This is a genomic window from Pseudomonas palleroniana, from assembly GCF_003031675.1.
In the GTDB taxonomy this organism is placed as follows: domain Bacteria; phylum Pseudomonadota; class Gammaproteobacteria; order Pseudomonadales; family Pseudomonadaceae; genus Aquipseudomonas; species Aquipseudomonas palleroniana.
This window is the reverse complement of sequence record NZ_PYWX01000030.1, coordinates 46,387-63,518: the sequence shown is the minus strand read 5'-3', so window position 1 is coordinate 63,518 and position 17,132 is coordinate 46,387. Positions and strand designations below refer to the sequence as shown.

Genomic DNA, 17,132 nt, shown 5'->3' with positions numbered 1-17,132 from the left:
GGGGCCGTGTGATGCAATTGATTGAACATGCCGATTCGCCGCGCTCGATTCGTTTGCACGAGCGCGACAACGTGGTGATCGTGGTCAACGATCAGGGGGTACCGGCCGGGACCGAGTTTGCGGACGGCCTGGTGACGCTGGAGTTTATTCCCCAGAGCCACAAGGTGACCCTGGAAGATATTCCCGAAGGCGGTCGGATCATTCGTTATGGCCAGACCATCGGGTATGCCTTGGCGCCGATTCCACGTGGCAGTTGGGTGCAGGAAGATCAACTGCGCATGCCCACCGCGCCACCGCTGGACAGCTTGCCGCTGTCCACCGAGGTCCCGCAAACCCAGGCGCCGTTGGAGGGCTTTACGTTCGAGGGCTATCGCAACGCCGATGGTACCGTGGGGACGCGCAATATCCTCGGTATCACCACCACGGTGCAGTGCGTCACGGGCGTGCTGGATCATGCGGTCAAGCGCATCAAGGACGAATTGCTGCCCAAGTATCCGCACGTTGACGACGTGGTGGCGCTCACCCACAGCTACGGCTGCGGCGTGGCGATCACCGCGACGGATGCCTATATCCCGATCCGCACGGTGCGCAACCTGGCACGCAACCCCAACCTGGGGGGCGAAGCGCTGGTGATCAGCCTGGGTTGCGAGAAATTGCAGGCCGGGCAAGTGATGCATGAGCACGACAGTTCCGTCGACCTGAGCGAGCCATGGTTGTACCGCCTGCAGGACGCCAGCCACGGCTTCACTGAAATGATCGAGCAGATCATGGCGCTGGCCGAAACCCGCTTGAAGAAGCTCGACCAGCGTCGTCGTGAAACCGTGCCGGCCTCTGAGCTGATCCTGGGGATGCAATGCGGGGGCAGTGATGCGTTTTCCGGCATCACCGCCAACCCGGCGCTGGGGTACGCCTCGGACTTGCTGTTGCGGGCCGGGGCGACGGTGATGTTTTCCGAAGTGACTGAAGTCCGAGACGCCATCTACCTGCTGACTTCTCGCGCACAGAGCGAGGACGTTGCTCGGGAGCTGGTCAGGGAAATGGACTGGTACGACCGTTACCTGGCCAAGGGCGAGGCGGATCGCAGCGCCAATACCACGCCAGGCAATAAGAAGGGCGGGTTGTCGAACATTGTCGAGAAGTCTTTGGGGTCTATCGTCAAATCCGGCAGCAGTGCGATCAATGGCGTGCTTGGCCCCGGCGAGCGATTCAAGGGCAAGGGTCTGATTTTTTGCGCCACGCCGGCTAGTGATTTTGTGTGTGGCACCTTGCAACTGGCGGCGGGAATGAACCTGCATGTGTTCACCACCGGGCGTGGCACGCCGTATGGGCTGGCGATGGCGCCCGTGGTGAAAGTGTCGACGCGCACGGAGTTGGCGCAGCGCTGGCCGGATCTCATCGATATCGACGCCGGGCGCATTGCCACAGGGCGCGCGAGTATCGAGGAATTGGGCTGGGAGTTGTTTCAATTCTACCTGGACGTGGCCAGCGGCAAGAAGCAGACGTGGGCCGAACGGCATAAGCTGCATAACGACATCACCCTGTTCAATCCTGCGCCTATCACCTGAACTTGCCTTGTAGTGAGCGGGCTTGCCCCGCGCTGGGCGGCAAAGCCGCCCCAATCGCCGCGGTGTTTCAGAAAGACCGAAGCGCTTGGGATTAGGGCCGCTTCGCAGCCCATCGGGAGCAAGCCCCCTCCCACAGTGACAGCGTTAAGCCTTGACTGGCTGGTATTAGGGCGTGCCTCGCCCTCAACCCAGGCGCCTCGGTCTTTCTGAAGCGTCTTGGGAGGGCTCGTTGGGGCGGCTGCGCCACCCAGCGCGGGGCGAGCCCGCTCACTACAACCGGACGGGGTGGCCTGTGGTGGCTTATCATTGGCTACCTGACGACGTCGACCAAGGTTCTCCCCGGCATGCTGGCTATTTTCTTCACCACTCTCACCATCACGGCGCCGGTGTTTGCCATGCTGTTCCTCGGTGTGCTGCTCAAGCGCATCAACTGGATCAACGACAACTTTATCCACACGGCCTCGTCCCTGGTGTTCAACGTCACCATGCCGGCGCTGCTGTTCCTGGGCATCCTGCATGCCGACCTGCATTCGGCGCTCAAGCCGGGTTTGCTGATCTACTTTGCCGTTGCCACCTTGCTCAGCTTTGCATTGGCCTGGGGTTGGGCGATTGTTCGTTGCCCGCGTGAAGATCGGGGCATTTATACCCAGGGTGCGTTTCGCGGCAACAACGGGGTCATCGGCCTGGCGCTGGCAGCCAGCATGTACGGTGACTACGGCATTTCCCTGGGCGCTATCCTCGCGGCGTTGGTGATCCTGTTCTACAACACGCTGTCGACCATCGTGCTGGCGGTGTATAGCCCGGTGATCAAGTCCGACCCGTGGAGTATCTGCAAAAGTGTGCTGGCCAACCCGTTGATCATCAGCGTGATTGCGGCCGCGCCGTTTGCGATGTTCAAGATCGGCCTGCCGGGTTGGCTGGAGTCTTGCGCCCGGTATTTGGCGGACATGACCCTGCCGCTGGCGTTGATCTGCATCGGTGGCACCTTGTCGCTGGCAGCGCTGCGCAAGAGTGGCAACATGGCGCTCAGCGCCAGCCTGGTAAAGATGCTCGGCTTGCCGCTGGTGGCGACGCTGGGCGCCTGGTTGCTGGGCTTCCGGGGGCCGGAGCTGGGCATTCTGTTTCTGTACTTCGGCGCGCCGACGGCCGCTGCGAGTTTCGTGATGGCCAGGGCGGCCGAGGGTAATCATGAACTGGCGGCGGCGATTATCGTGATCACCACGCTGATGGCGGCGGTGACCACGAATATCGGGATCTTTGTGTTGCAGGCAGGCGGCTGGATCTAACCTTCCTTCTGGTAGCTGTCGATGACTTCCTGGGCCGCACGAAACGCATCGATCGCCGCCGGCACCCCGGCATACACCGCGCAATGCAGCAGCGCTTCGCGAATTTCTTCGACGGTGCAGCCATTATTCAGTGCGCCCCGCACATGGCCTTTGAGCTCTTGCGGGCATTTGAGCGCGGTCAGGGCGGCGAGGGTGATCAGGCTGCGCGTCTTCAGGGGCAAGCCTTCGCGATTCCACACGCTGCCCCACGCGTGCTCGTTGACGAAATCCTGCAACGGTTGGGTGAACTCGGTGGCATTGCCCAGGGCGCGTTCGACGAACGCGTCGCCCATGACTTGGCGACGCATTTCAACCCCGGGCTTTTTCTGATCGGTCATTGCGATTCCCTCTTGTGTTGACGACGCCAGGCCCGTAGCGATGTGAACAACAGCAACGCCACCAGCACCGGCAGAACGTAGTACAGCATCAATTGTTCGAGCTTATTGGCCAGGGGCATGCCGGTGGTGAACGCCATCACATGCAGGCCATACGCAAGGTACAGCCCCAGCAGCACCAGGCCTTCGGCGCGAGTGACGCGGTAACCGGTATAGAACACCGGCAAGCACAGGGTGATTGCGCCGAGCATCACCGGCAGGTCGAAGTCCAGGGCGTTGGGTGACACCGACAGTGGCGACGGTGCGATCAACGCCGTAAAACCCAGTACGCCCAGCAGGTTGAACAAATTGCTGCCAATCACGTTGCCCACGGCTATTTCCCGCTCGCCACGCAGGGCTGCAATCAACGAGGTGGCCAGGCACGGCAGAGAAGTACCGACGCCGATCAGCGTGAGGCCGATGATGCGTTCCGACAGGCCCAGGTCACCGGCCACATCCACCGCCGCGCCCAGCAGCAAATGCCCGGCCAGCACCAGCACCAGGAACCCGCCCAGCATCAGCAATACGCTACTCAGCCAAGGCGCTTTGGCCACGGTATCCCGTGTACGTGGGCGGCGTGAGTGGCGGGTCTGGTAATGCAACAGGCCCAGATAGCCCGCCAGGGCGGCGAGCAGCAGCAGGCCATCGAAGGGTGTCAGCGCTTCGTTGGCCGCCAGGGCAAAGACCAGCAGCCCGGCGAGGATCATGACCGGGATGTCCAGGCGAACCAATTGTCGTGACACTCGCAATGGAATGACCAGGGCGGACAAACCCAGGGTCACCAGGATGTTGAAGATGCTGCTGCCGATCACGCTGCCCACGGCAATATCGGTGTTGCCGGCCAGGGTGGCTTGCAGGCTGACGGTCATCTGCGGCGCGCTGCTGCCGAAGGCGACGATACTCAAGCCGATGATCAGCGGCCGTACCTTGAGGCTGGCGGCCAGGCGCACGGCGGCCCGCACCAGGATTTCGGCACCGACGATCAGCAGCAGCAGGCCGCTGATCAGTTCAGCCAGGCTCCAGGGCGAGAGTGCGTTCAATCCAAAAATACTCAAGGCGGCCTCGATCAGTTGCTCATGGCTTGCACACGAACCCGTGCGGTGCCGCTGCCCAGCATACCCAGTTGCTCGGCTGCTTTGCGCGACAGATCGATCAAGCGCCCTCGGGTGTGCGGGCCACGGTCATTGACGCGGACCACCACGGTTCTGTTGTTGGCGAGGTTGGTCACCCTGACCTGGGTGCCGAAGGGCAGGCGCCGGTGGGCGGCCGTCAGGGCGTTCTGGTTGAAGGGTTCACCGCTGGCGGTTCTTTTGCCATGGTGCTTGGCACCGTAATAGGAGGCGGTGCCGGTTTCGTCGTAGCCGTTGGGATCAATGAGGCCGCTGGCGCAACCGGTCAACAGGGAGAACAGGGCCAGGAGGCCGAATAGACGCTTCATTTCCAGGTATCCCACTATCAAATGTGGGAGGGGGCTGGCCCCCGATAGCGGTGAGTCAGTCAATAGAATTGCTGACTGGCACACCCTCATCGGGGGCAAGCCCCCTCCTACAGTAGACCGAGCTCACCCGGTCTCTTCATCGCTGTCAGCCTTCGAGCTTGCTTTTCAGCAGTTCGTTCACCTGTTGCGGGTTGGCCTTGCCTTTGGATGCTTTCATCGCCTGACCGACAAAGAAGCCGAACATCTTGCCGCGTTTGGCTTCGTCGGCCGCACGGTATTGTTCGACCTGCTCGGCGTTGGCCGCGAGCATTTCGTCGAGAACGGCGGAAATCGCACCGCTGTCGGTCACTTGCTTGAGGCCACGCTGCTCGATGATCTCGTCGGCGCTGCCTTCGCCTGCGGCCATGGCTTCAAACACGGTCTTGGCGATTTTGCCGGAGATCGTGTTGTCCTTGATACGCAGCAGCATGCCGCCCAGTTGCTCGGCGGTGACTGGGGCTTCGTCGATTTCCAGGCCCTGTTTGTTCAACAGGCTGCCCAGCTCGACCATCACCCAGTTGGCCGCCAGTTTGGCGTCGCCGGCGATGCTCAGCACTTTTTCGAAGTAGTTGGCTTGTTCGCGGCTGGACGCCAGGACGCTGGCATCGTAGACCGACAGGCCGAACTGCTCCTGGAAGCGCTCGCGTTTCTGCTGCGGCAGTTCCGGCAGGGTGCTGCGGATGTCATTGAGGAACGAGTCCTCCAGCACGACCGGCAACAGGTCCGGGTCGGGGAAGTAACGGTAGTCGTTGGCTTCCTCCTTGCTGCGCATGGCGCGGGTTTCGTCTTTGTTCGGGTCGTACAGGCGGGTCTGCTGGATGACCTTGCCGCCGTCTTCGATCAGTTCGATCTGGCGACGCACTTCGCTGTTGATCGCCTTTTCGATGAAGCGGAACGAGTTGACGTTCTTGATCTCGCAGCGGGTGCCGAATTCGACCTGGCCCTTTGGACGGACCGACACGTTGCAGTCGCAACGCAGCGACCCTTCGGCCATGTTGCCGTCGCAGATGCCCAGGTAGCGCACCAGTGCGTGGATCGTCTTGACGTAGGCTACGGCTTCCTTGGCGCTGCGCATGTCCGGCTCGGACACGATCTCCAGCAGCGGCGTGCCGGCACGGTTCAAGTCGATGCCGGTGGCCCCCGGGAATTCTTCATGCAGGCTTTTGCCGGCGTCTTCTTCCAGGTGGGCGCGGGTTACACCGACACGTTTGATCGTGCCGTCTTCCAGGGGAATGTCCAGGTGGCCCTTGCCGACGATCGGCAGTTCCATCTGGCTGATCTGGTAGCCCTTGGGCAGGTCCGGGTAGAAGTAGTTCTTGCGCGCGAACACGTTGTGCTGGCCGATCTGGGCGTCAATCGCCAGGCCGAACATCACCGCCATGCGCACCGCTTCCTGGTTCAGCACCGGCAGTACGCCGGGCATGCCCAGGTCAACCAGGCTGGCCTGGGTGTTGGGCTCTGAGCCGAACGTGGTGGCGCTACCGGAGAAAATCTTCGATTGGGTGGCAAGCTGGGTATGAATCTCCAGCCCGATCACAACTTCCCATTGCATAGTGTTCTCCTCAGAAGCCGGTAGGGGTGCGAGTGTGCCAGTCAGTGTTCAACTGGTACTGGTGCGCCACATTGAGCAGGCGGCCTTCCTGGAAATACGGTGCGAGCAATTGCACGCCCACCGGCAGGCCGTCGACGAAACCGGCCGGCATGGACAGGCCAGGCAAGCCCGCGAGGTTGGCGGTGATGGTGTAGAAATCTTCCAGATACTCGGCGATCGGGTCGTTGTTCTTGGCGCCGATCTTCCAGGCCGGGTTAGGCGTGGTTGGGCCGAGAATCACGTCGACTTCATTAAAGGCGCTCATGAAGTCGTTCTTGATCAGGCGACGGATTTTTTGCGCCTTGAGGTAGTACGCATCGTAGTAACCAGCCGACAGCGCGTAGGCACCGACCATGATCCGGCGTTGTACTTCCACGCCAAAGCCTTCGCCACGCGAGCGCTTGTACAGGTCGGTCAGGTCTTTCGGGTTTTCGCAGCGGTAGCCGAAGCGCACACCGTCGAAACGCGACAGGTTGGAGGAGGCTTCCGCCGGGGCGATCACGTAGTAGGCCGGAATCGCGTGCTGGTTGTTCGGCAGGCTGATTTCCTTGATCACGGCGCCGAGCTTTTCCAGCTCCTTGATGCTGTTGTGCACCAGCTCGTTGATACGTGGGTCGAGGCCTGCGCTGAAGTATTCCTTCGGCACGCCGATACGCAGGCCCTTGATCGACGTATTCAGGCTGGCGCTGTAGTCTGGCACTGGCTCATCGATGCTGGTGGAGTCCTGTTTATCGAAGCCTGCCATGCCTTGTAACAAAATTGCGCAGTCTTCCGCGGTCCGAGCCAGCGGGCCACCCTGATCCAGGCTGGACGCGTACGCGATCATGCCCCAACGGGAAACACGACCGTAGGTCGGCTTCAGGCCAGTGAGGTTGGTGAACGCGGCAGGCTGGCGGATCGAACCGCCGGTGTCGGTGGCGGTGGCGGCCGGCAGGAAACGTGCGGCGACGGCCGCAGCCGAGCCCCCGGACGAGCCGCCGGGCACATGCTCCAGGTTCCACGGGTTTTTCACTGCGCCGTAGTAGCTCGACTCGTTGGCCGAGCCCATGGCGAATTCGTCCATGTTGGTCTTGCCCAGGGTTACGGCCCCGGCGGCGGCCAGCTTGGCGACTACGGTGGCGTTGTAGGGCGCCTTGAAGTTGTCGAGCATCTTCGAGCCGCAGCTGGTGCGGATGCCCTGGGTGCAGAACAGGTCTTTGTGGGCGATCGGTGCGCCCAGCAGTGCGCCTTGTTCACCGTTGGCGCGACGCTCGTCGGCGGCCTTGGCCTGGCTCAAGGCCAGTTCCTCGGTGAGGCTGATGAAGCTGTTGACCTTGGGATCGTGCTCGGCGATGCGCGCCAGCAGGGTCTTGGTCAGCTCTTCGGAAGAAAACTTTTTGTCGGCGAGACCGCGGGCGATCTCGGCCAGAGTCATGTGATGCATGAAAGGCTCTTTCCCTTTAGTCGATGACTTTCGGAACCAGATACAGGCCGTTTTCGACCGCTGGCGCGATGGACTGGTAAGCCTCGCGGTTATTGCGCTCGGTCACGACGTCTGCGCGCAGGCGCTGGCTTGCTTCCAGCGGGTGAGCCAGGGGCTCGATACCGTCGGTATTCACGGCCTGCATTTGGTCAACCAGCCCGAGAATGCTGTTCAGGGCTGCGGTGGTCTGTGGAAGATCGGCGTCATTCAGGCCAAGCGAGGCCAGATGCGCGATTTTTTCCACGTCGGAGCGTTCAAGCGCCATGGGATTCTCCAGTGGAAAACAGAACGGAGGGCGTCCGTGTGTTAGATTGTCGGAACACTACCGCATTTCTACGGTCATATGGCCGCGATTGTGGGGGTTGGTGCACAGAAAGTCGGCCAATTTAGCACATTGGCGCCTTGCCCAAAATCCCTGTCGTTGTTAGAGTTTGCCGCACTTTTTTACCCACGCGTTGCCTAGGGTCCCTTTCCCATGTTCAAGAAACTGCGTGGCATGTTTTCCAGCGATCTTTCCATTGACCTGGGCACTGCCAACACCCTTATTTACGTGCGCGAGCGCGGTATCGTCCTGAATGAGCCATCGGTTGTGGCTATTCGGACCCATGGTAATCAGAAAAGTGTCGTTGCCGTCGGCACCGAGGCCAAGCGCATGCTCGGCCGTACACCAGGCAATATTGCTGCCATTCGTCCGATGAAGGACGGCGTGATCGCCGACTTCAGCGTCTGCGAGAAGATGCTGCAGTACTTCATCAACAAGGTTCACGAAAACAGTTTTCTGCAGCCCAGCCCTCGCGTGCTGATCTGCGTTCCATGCAAGTCCACCCAGGTGGAGCGTCGTGCCATCCGTGAGTCGGCCCTGGGGGCCGGTGCCCGCGAAGTGTTCCTGATCGAAGAGCCTATGGCTGCCGCTATCGGCGCCGGCCTGCCGGTTGAGGAAGCGCGCGGTTCGATGGTGGTCGATATCGGTGGTGGTACCACTGAAATCGCCCTGATTTCCCTGAACGGTGTGGTGTATGCCGAATCCGTGCGCGTAGGCGGCGACCGCTTCGACGAAGCGATCATCACTTATGTACGTCGCAACTACGGCAGCCTGATCGGTGAATCCACCGCCGAGCGGATCAAGCAGGAAATCGGTACCGCTTACCCGGGCGGCGAAGTGCGCGAAGTCGATGTTCGCGGCCGTAACCTGGCCGAAGGCGTTCCACGTGCCTTCACCCTGAACTCCAACGAAGTGCTGGAAGCTCTGCAAGAGTCCCTGGCCACTATCGTTCAGGCAGTGAAAAGCGCTCTGGAGCAATCGCCGCCGGAATTGGCTTCCGATATCGCCGAGCGTGGCCTGGTGCTGACCGGTGGTGGCGCGTTGTTGCGTGACCTCGACAAGTTGCTGGCCCAGGAAACCGGTCTGCCGGTGATCGTCGCCGAAGACCCGCTGACCTGCGTTGCCCGCGGTGGTGGCCGTGCACTGGAAATGATGGATAAACACACCATGGACCTGCTCTCCAGCGAATAAGATCGCCAGGATGGTTCATGCTTCGTCGGCAGGCAGCACTTTGCAGTGCTGCCTGTTGGCGTTTATCTTCTTCAATCTGCATCCAGGCCGGTTAGATGCCGTATGAATAAAGAGAACATTTGCCTGGGAGGAGCGGCTTATTAAACCGCTTTTCGCCAAAGGCCCCTCATTGGGCGTGCGCTTATTGGTGCTGGTCGTGCTTTCGGTCGCGCTGATGGTGGTCGATGCCCGCTTTGCGCTGCTCAAGCCTGTGCGTAGCCAGATGTCGCTGGTGCTGATGCAGACCTACTGGATCACCGACCTGCCGCAACGTCTCTACCAGGGCGTGGCCAGCCAATTCGGCAGCCGCACCGAGCTGGTTGCCGAGAACGAAAAACTCAAGACTGAAAACCTGCTGCTGCAGGGGCGCCTGCAAAAGCTCGCGGCCCTTACCGAGCAGAACGTTCGGCTGCGCGAGTTGCTCAATTCTTCCGCACTGGTCAACGAGAAGGTCGAAGTGGCCGAGTTGATCGGCATGGACCCCAACCCGTTTACCCATCGCATCATCATCAACAAGGGTGAGCGCGACGGTGTGGTCCTTGGCCAGCCGGTGCTCGATGCCCGTGGCTTGATGGGCCAGGTGGTTGAGCTGATGCCCTACACCTCGCGAGTATTGTTGCTGACCGACACGACCCACAGCATCCCGGTGCAGGTCAACCGTAACGGCTTGCGTGCAATCGCCAGCGGCACCGGCAATCCGGAGCGCCTGGAACTGCGGCATGTGGCCGATACCGCCGACATCAAGGAAGGCGACCTGCTGGTCAGCTCCGGTCTCGGCCAGCGGTTCCCCGCCGGCTACCCGGTGGCGACGGTCAAGGAAGTGATCCACGATTCCGGCCAGCCGTTCGCCATTGTCCGCGCCGTGCCGACCGCTGCCCTCAACCGTAGCCGTTACCTGCTGCTGGTCTTCAGTGACAACCGCACGCCGGAAGAGCGCGCCAATGACGCCGCGCAGGCCCAAGAGGCGGAAGACAAGCAAAACGGTACGGCGCCGATCATTCCGGCGACGGTGCCGAAGCCCGCGTTCGTAGGGCCGCCTGCACCGGCAGCCGCTCCGGCGGCGCCCGTAGCAACCCCGGCCAAGCCGGCCGCCCACAGTGCGCGGCCAGCCAAACCGGCAGCAGCTAAACCACCGGCCGCGACGCCAGCCGCCAGGCCGGCGGCAACCACCCCGGCAACTACGCGGCAGAGGGAGGAATAATGGCCGGTACTCATTCGCGCAATGGCTGGATCGTCTGGCTGACATTTGCCATCGGTTTGCTGCTCAGCGTGTCGCCACTGCCGCAATTCATGGAGATCCTGCGCCCACTGTGGCTGGCATTGCTGCTGGCCTTCTGGTCGCTGAACCTGCCGCACAAAGTGGGCATGGTCACTGCGATGTTTCTGGGCTTGGCGGAAGATGTGCTCTATGGCACTTTGCTTGGGCAGAACGCGTTGATCCTGACCCTGATTACCTTTCTGGTGCTGTCGTTGCAACAGCGCCTGCGCATGTTTCCGATGTGGCAGCAGTGCCTGGTGATCCTGGTGATCTTCGGCCTGGCGCAGTTGGTGCAACTATGGCTCAGCGCCTTGACCGGTAACCGCCAGCCAACCCTGGCATTGGTGTTACCGGCTCTGGTCAGTGCGCTACTGTGGCCCTGGATCAGTTTCGGCCTGCGCGGCCTGCGTCGTCGTTATAAAATCAATTGAATGGATTGCGAGGCTCTGCCTGGTTATCGAACTCTACAGGGAGAGTCTGGAATGAATTCGCTTTATCTGGCCTCGGGCTCTGCGAGGCGACGTGAGCTGCTAACCCAGATCGGTGTGCCTTTCACCGTGGTCAGCGCCGCTATTGATGAAACTCCTCTTGCAAACGAACCCGCCGTTGCCTATGTCGAGCGTCTTGCGCGTGGCAAGGCCATGGCAGGTTTTGCTGCGCTTGAACATTCTTCCGGCGCATGTGTGTTGGGTGCCGACACGGCTGTGATCGTCGACGGCCAGATCCTCGGCAAGCCGGTGGATCAGGCCGATGCGCTGGCGATGTTGCTGGCGCTTTCTGATCGCGAGCATGAAGTCCTCACCGCGATTGCTGTTACTGATGGGCTGCGCTGCGTAACCCAATGTGTAAGCAGCCGTGTACGTTTTCGCGGGGTTTCTGTCGAAGAGGCTACAACTTACTGGCACAGTGGCGAACCTCAGGACAAGGCGGGGGGCTATGCTATTCAAGGGTTGGGTTCGGTATTTGTGACCGGTCTCAATGGCAGTTATTCCGCCGTGGTCGGCTTGCCGGTGTGCGAAACCGCGCAACTGCTTGGCCAATTCGGCATACCCTGTTGGCAAAACCTCACCGTGCGCTGATCGCTTCACTCCAGCGCCCAGCCTTAAGCGATCGGCCACTATTGTGAAAACGCCTGAACGAGACCCAGCCATGAGTGAAGAGATTCTGATCAATATCACGCCGATGGAATCGCGCGTGGCGGTGGTAGAGAACGGTGTTCTGCAAGAAGTGCATGTCGAGCGCACCCAGAAGCGCGGGATCGTCGGCAATATCTATAAAGGCAAAGTGGTGCGCGTGTTACCGGGGATGCAGGCAGCGTTCGTCGATATCGGCCTGGACCGTGCTGCGTTTATCCATGCCTCGGAAATTTCCCTGCGCGAAGGCCCGGCGGTGGAAAGCATCAGTGCTCTGGTGCATGAAGGGCAGAGCCTGGTCGTGCAAGTCACCAAGGACCCTATCGGCTCCAAGGGCGCACGCCTGACCACCCAGCTATCGATTCCATCACGCTACCTGGTGTACATGCCCCGTACTGCCCATGTCGGCATCTCGCTGAAAATCGAAGACGAAGCCGAGCGTGAGCGCCTGAAAAAGGTCGTCAGTGATTGTGTGGCCGCTGAGGGCATCAAGGAAGCGGGTGGTTTTATCCTGCGCACGGCCGCTGAAGGCGCCGGCGCGGATGAGATCCTGATGGACATCCGTTACCTGCGGCGTTTGTGGGACCAGATAGGCGCGCAGATCAAGACCGTTGGCGCACCGAGCGTCATCTATGAAGACCTGGGCCTGGCGCTGCGCACCCTGCGCGACCTGGTCAGCCCAAAGATCGAGAAAATTCGCATCGACTCGCGGGAAACCTTCCAGCGCACCACGCAGTTTGTTGCCGAACTGATGCCGGAAATTGCCGATCGCCTGGAACACTACCCTGGCGAACGTCCAATCTTTGACCTGTATGGCGTCGAAGATGAAATTCAGAAAGCCCTGGAGCGCAAGGTGCCACTCAAGTCCGGAGGCTATCTTGTGGTAGACCCGGCAGAAGCCATGACCACCATCGACGTGAATACGGGCGCGTTCGTAGGGCACCGCAACCTGGAAGAAACCATCTTCAAGACCAACCTCGAAGCGGCTACGGCGATTGCCCGCCAACTGCGCCTGCGCAACCTCGGTGGCATCATCATCATCGACTTCATCGACATGGAAGACGAAGAGCACCAGCGTCAGGTGTTGCGCACGCTGGAGAAGCAACTGGAGCGCGATCACGCCAAGACCAATATCATCGGTATCACCGAGCTTGGCCTTGTGCAGATGACCCGCAAGCGTACCCGTGAAAGCCTTGAGCAGGTGCTGTGCGAGCCTTGCAGCAGTTGCCAGGGGCGCGGCAAGTTGAAGACCCCAGAAACGGTTTGCTACGAGATTTTCCGGGAAATCTTACGGGAGGCGCGAGCCTACCAGGCCGAAGGCTATAGAGTGCTCGCCAACCAGAAAGTGGTCGATCGATTGCTGGATGAGGAGTCCGGTAACGTCGCGGAGCTGGAAGGTTTTATCGGGCGCACCATCCGTTTTCAGGTTGAAACCATGTATTCCCAGGAACAATACGACGTGGTGCTGCTCTGATCCCCATTCGCTTTCTTTCCGTGAGACCGGCAGGCCATGATCTGCCGTCCGCCAACTGCCTTGAGGGTCGCCTGACATGGAGCGTCTGATACGCTTTTTTGCCGCTTTGACCCGTTGGGGCCTGGGCCTCTGTGCGCTGCTGCTGGTAATGGCGGCGGTCTACGTGAGCCTGGGTCGTGAACTGACGCCGCTGGTGGCCGAATACCGTGCGCAAGTTGAGGCCAAGGCCCAGGCCGCGGTTGACATGCCCCTGCACATTGGCAGCCTCGAGGGGCGCTGGAGTGGCTTCGCCCCGGTATTGCTGGCCCACGACGTGATGGTCGGTGAGGGCAGCAGCGCCCTGCGCCTGGATCAGGTCGAAGTGGTGCCGGATATCTGGGCCAGCCTGATGGCCCTTGAAGTGCGCATCGCCCATCTGCAAGTCAGTGGGCTGCAATTGAGCGTCAAGGAAGACAAGGACGGTCACTGGGCCTTGCAAGGTCTGCCGGTACGGGATGAACAGCCACTGGACCCCGGGCAGTTGTTGACGCGCATGCAAATGGTCAAGCGCGTGTCGCTGTTGGATAGCCAGGTCACCCTCCAGCCGTTCGATCAGGCGCCGCTGACCATGACTTACGTCGGCTTGAGCCTGCACACCGGCATGACTCGGCAACGTTTGGATGCACGCTTGACGTTGCCTGACGGTCAACCGCTTGCCGTCAGCCTGCGCAGCCGCATTCGCGCCAGCCAATGGCAAGACGCAGAAGTCGAAGCCTATCTCAGCCTGCCCCAGAGCGACTGGGCCAAATGGATTCCCGCGAAGTTGACCCGGCAATGGAAGCTCACGCAGTTCCAGGCCGGCGGTGAGTTCTGGTTGAGCTGGGGCAAAGGTACTGTCCAAAGTGCTGCTGTACGTCTCAATTCTGCGCAAGTGAAGGGCAGCTACGCCGATCGCAAGCCTGTGCATATCGAAAATCTGGCCCTGACCGCTTATCTGCAACGCAGTGATAGTGGCCTTAAGGTGCTGTTCGATTCGCTCGCGATGAACCTGGGCGATACCCGCTGGGAATCGCACATGCAATTGCAGCAAACCCTGGCCACGGACAAGGACCAGGAGGTCTGGAAGCTCCAGGCCGATCGCCTCGATCTGACGCCTATCACCCCCTTGTTGAATGCCTTGGCGCCGTTGCCGGAAGGCTTCGCCAAGACCCTGGAGCATCTGAAGGCCACGGGGGTACTGCGTAATGTACTGGTGGATCTGCGCCCCCAGGACACCACCGACCAGAAAGTCAGCTTCGCCGCCAACCTTGAGCGCATCGGCTTTGATGCTTATTTCGGTGCGCCGGCCGCGCGTAACGTGTCCGGTAGCATCAGCGGCGACCTGGGCCATGGCGAACTGCGCATGGACAGCAAAGACTTTTCCCTGCATCTGGACCCGATCTTCGCCAAGCCTTGGCAGTACATCCAGGCCAATGCGCGACTGGCCTGGAAGCTGGATAAAGAAGGCTTCACCCTGATAGCGCCTTACATCAAGGTGCTGGGCGAGGAAGGCAAAATCGCTGCCGACTTCCTGATTCGCCTGCATTTCGACCATAACCAGGAAGACTACATGGACCTGCGGGTCGGCATGGTTGATGGTGATGGTCGCTTCACCCCCAAGTATCTGCCCGCCGTACTCAGCCCGTCGCTGGATGAGTGGTTGCGCACAGCGATTCTCAAAGGGGCGGTTGACCAGGGTTTCTTCCAGTACCAGGGCTCGCTGAACCACGACGCGCTGCCGGCTTCGCGCAATATCAGCCTGTTCTTCAAGGTGCATGATGCCGAGTTGGCGTTCCAGCCGGGCTGGCCTCATGTGGGCAAGGTCGACGGTGAAGTGTTCGTCGAGGAGAGCGGTGTGCGTATTCTGGCCAGCAAGGGCCAGTTGCTCGACACCAAGGTCAAGGATGTCTATGTCAATATTCCCCACGCTCCTGCCGGCCAGGACAGTCACCTGCTGCTGACCGGAGGGTTTGCCGGTGGCCTGGGTGATGGTCTGAAAATCCTTCAGGAAGCGCCGATAGGCACCGCCTCGACCTTCGCCGGTTGGAAAGGCGAGGGCGATCTGCAAGGCAGCCTGGACCTGGATGTTCCGTTGGCCAAGGGGACCGACCCCAAGATCGTGGTGGACTTCAAGACCGACAAGGCCCGCCTGCAACTGGCCGAGCCGCCACTGGACCTGACCCAGCTCAAGGGTGACTTCCGCTTCGACAGCGCCAAGGGCCTGAGCGGCCAGAACATTTCGGCGCAGGCGTTCGACCGTCCCATCACCGCGCAGATTGTTGCCGATGGCAAGCCCGGCAATATCAGCACCCGCGTGACCGCCAAAGGCCAGGTCACGGTCAAGCGTCTGACGGATTGGTTGAAGGTCAGCCAGCCATTACCGGTTTCCGGCGACATACCTTACCAACTGCAGCTGACCCTGGACGGCGCTGACAGCCAACTCATGGTCAGCTCCAATATGAAGGGCGTTGCAGTAGATTTGCCCGCCCCCTTTGGCATGCCAGCCAGCCAGGGGCGTGACAGCGTCTTTCGCATGACTTTGCAAGGTGCCGAGCGCCGCTATTGGTTCAGTTACGGCGAGTTGGCGAGTTTCACCTTTGCGGCGCCACCCGAGAAGCTCAATGACGGTCGTGGCGAGTTGTTTCTCGGTGATGGCAACGCGTTATTGCCCGGGAACAAAGGCCTGCGCATTCGCGGGGTGCTGTCGGAACTGGATATCGACCCATGGAAAAAACTGGTTAACCGTTACGCGGGCAACGATCCGGGCGGCAGTGCCAAGCAACTGCTCAGTGGTGCCGATTTCAAGGTGGGGAAGCTGACCGGCCTTGGCTCCCAGTTGGATCAAGTCAGCCTGCAGCTCGACCGCAAGCCCTCCGCGTGGGGCTTGCAGCTCGACAGCCAGCAGGCCAAAGGCACGGTGAACCTGCCGGACGCCAAGGGCGCGCCGATTGCGATCAACCTGCAATACGTGAAATTGCCTGCGGTGGACCCAACGGCACAGGCGGACGAAAACGCTCCTGACCCGCTGGCTGATATTGATCCCAAGGATATTCCGGCATTGGATATCGCCATCGACAAGCTATTCCAAGGGCCGGACCTCGTGGGTGCCTGGTCGCTGAAGATCCGGCCGACCGCCAAGGGCCTGGCGTTTACCGACCTGGATCTGGGCCTCAAGGGCATGCTGCTCAAGGGCGCCGGTGGCTGGGAAGGTGCGCCAGGGGCCAGTTACAGTTGGTACAAAGGGCGCCTGGATGGCAAGAATATCGCCGATGTGCTGAAGGGCTGGGGCTTTGCGCCAACCGTGACCAGCGAGGACTTCCACCTGGACGTGGATGGCCGTTGGCCGGGTTCACCGGCGTGGGTCGGGCCCAAGCGCTTCTCCGGCAGCCTCGATGCCTCGTTCCGTAAAGGTCAGTTTGTGGAAGTGGAGGGCGGCGCCCAGGCGTTGCGGGTGTTCGGCCTGTTGAACTTCAACTCCATCGGTCGTCGTTTGCGCCTGGACTTCTCGGACCTGCTCGGCAAGGGCTTGAGCTATGACCGAGTCAAGGGGTTGCTGGCGGCCAGTGACGGAGTCTTCGTGACCCGTGAGCCGATCACCATGACCGGGCCGTCGACCAATCTGGAACTCAACGGCACCCTGGACCTGGTGGCTGACCGCGTGGACGCCAAGTTGCTGGTGACTTTGCCTGTGACCAACAACCTGCCCATTGCGGCGCTGATTGTCGGTGCGCCGGCCATTGGGGGGGCGTTGTTTCTGATCGACAAATTGATCGGTGACCGTGTTTCGCGCTTCGCCAGCGTGCAATACAAAGTGGAAGGGCCTTGGAAAGACCCGAAAATCACGTTCGACAAACCATTTGAAAAACCAAACTGAGAGACTGTGGAGTAGCATGGCCCTATGCC

The 17,132-nt window shown here is 60.8% G+C and carries 14 protein-coding genes; 8 read left to right on the top strand and 6 right to left on the bottom strand.

From position 1 onward, the window contains the following. The first annotated feature begins 11 nt into the window (after positions 1 to 11). Entirely contained in the window at positions 12 to 1,565 is a 1,554-nt protein-coding gene (gene garD, locus C9383_RS10435) for a galactarate dehydratase (protein WP_090366771.1), read from the top strand. A 344-nt stretch (positions 1,566 to 1,909) separates the two neighbouring features. After that, a complete protein-coding gene (locus C9383_RS10430) occupies positions 1,910 to 2,851 on the top strand; it encodes an AEC family transporter (protein ID WP_060754926.1) in 942 nt (313 codons plus the stop codon). Here the strand turns inward: C9383_RS10430 and C9383_RS10425 are convergent. From C9383_RS10425 to gatC, 6 genes are all read right to left on the bottom strand, one after another. Further along, positions 2,848 to 3,228 (bottom strand): carboxymuconolactone decarboxylase family protein, encoded by a 381-nt coding sequence (locus tag C9383_RS10425; RefSeq protein ID WP_060754927.1) that lies wholly within the window; start codon positions 3,226 to 3,228, stop codon positions 2,848 to 2,850. The two genes, C9383_RS10430 and C9383_RS10425, sit on opposite strands and share 4 nt — an antisense overlap. Next, positions 3,225 to 4,280 (bottom strand): calcium/sodium antiporter, encoded by a 1,056-nt coding sequence (locus tag C9383_RS10420; RefSeq protein WP_162843544.1) that lies wholly within the window; start codon positions 4,278 to 4,280, stop codon positions 3,225 to 3,227. The genes C9383_RS10425 and C9383_RS10420 overlap by 4 nt, the downstream gene beginning before the upstream one ends. Before the next feature lie 50 nt (positions 4,281 to 4,330). Beyond that, positions 4,331 to 4,702 carry a septal ring lytic transglycosylase RlpA family protein gene (locus C9383_RS10415; protein WP_090366767.1) on the bottom strand — a complete coding sequence of 124 codons (372 nt, stop codon included), beginning with the start codon at positions 4,700 to 4,702 and terminating at the stop codon, positions 4,331 to 4,333. Positions 4,703 to 4,847: 145 nt separating this feature from the next. Next, positions 4,848 to 6,293, bottom strand: coding sequence for an Asp-tRNA(Asn)/Glu-tRNA(Gln) amidotransferase subunit GatB (gatB, locus tag C9383_RS10410; protein WP_060754930.1), 1,446 nt, complete (start codon positions 6,291 to 6,293; stop codon positions 4,848 to 4,850). A 10-nt stretch (positions 6,294 to 6,303) separates the two neighbouring features. After that, a complete protein-coding gene (gene gatA, locus C9383_RS10405; protein ID WP_060754931.1) occupies positions 6,304 to 7,755 on the bottom strand; it encodes an Asp-tRNA(Asn)/Glu-tRNA(Gln) amidotransferase subunit GatA in 1,452 nt (483 codons plus the stop codon). A 16-nt stretch (positions 7,756 to 7,771) separates the two neighbouring features. After that, the gene (gene gatC, locus C9383_RS10400; RefSeq protein WP_003188556.1) at positions 7,772 to 8,059 is read right to left on the bottom strand and encodes an Asp-tRNA(Asn)/Glu-tRNA(Gln) amidotransferase subunit GatC; all 288 of its coding nucleotides are present in this window, start codon (positions 8,057 to 8,059) and stop codon (positions 7,772 to 7,774) included. Positions 8,060 to 8,269: 210 nt separating this feature from the next. Between gatC and mreB the strand changes: the two genes are divergently transcribed. The 6 genes from mreB to C9383_RS10370 all read left to right on the top strand — a co-directional run bounded on the left by mreB (position 8,270) and on the right by C9383_RS10370 (position 17,103). Next, positions 8,270 to 9,307, top strand: coding sequence for a rod shape-determining protein MreB (mreB, locus tag C9383_RS10395; RefSeq protein WP_002555108.1), 1,038 nt, complete (start codon positions 8,270 to 8,272; stop codon positions 9,305 to 9,307). Between the two features lie 139 nt (positions 9,308 to 9,446). Then, entirely contained in the window at positions 9,447 to 10,547 is a 1,101-nt protein-coding gene (gene mreC, locus C9383_RS10390; protein WP_081087022.1) for a rod shape-determining protein MreC, read from the top strand. Further along, complete coding sequence (gene mreD / locus C9383_RS10385) at positions 10,547 to 11,035, top strand: rod shape-determining protein MreD (protein ID WP_003171788.1); 489 nt, start codon at positions 10,547 to 10,549, stop codon at positions 11,033 to 11,035. Before mreC ends, mreD begins: the two co-directional genes overlap by 1 nt. Positions 11,036 to 11,086: 51 nt before the next feature. Further along, positions 11,087 to 11,683: a Maf family protein gene (locus tag C9383_RS10380; protein WP_090366764.1), complete on the top strand. Its 597-nt coding sequence runs from the start codon at positions 11,087 to 11,089 to the stop codon at positions 11,681 to 11,683. A 70-nt stretch (positions 11,684 to 11,753) separates the two neighbouring features. Next, on the top strand, positions 11,754 to 13,211 hold the full coding sequence (gene rng, locus C9383_RS10375) for a ribonuclease G (protein ID WP_010567681.1): 1,458 nt from the start codon (positions 11,754 to 11,756) through the stop codon (positions 13,209 to 13,211). A gap of 76 nt (positions 13,212 to 13,287) precedes the next feature. After that, positions 13,288 to 17,103 (top strand): YhdP family protein, encoded by a 3,816-nt coding sequence (locus C9383_RS10370; RefSeq protein WP_090366762.1) that lies wholly within the window; start codon positions 13,288 to 13,290, stop codon positions 17,101 to 17,103. The last annotated feature ends 29 nt before the right edge of the window (positions 17,104 to 17,132 follow it).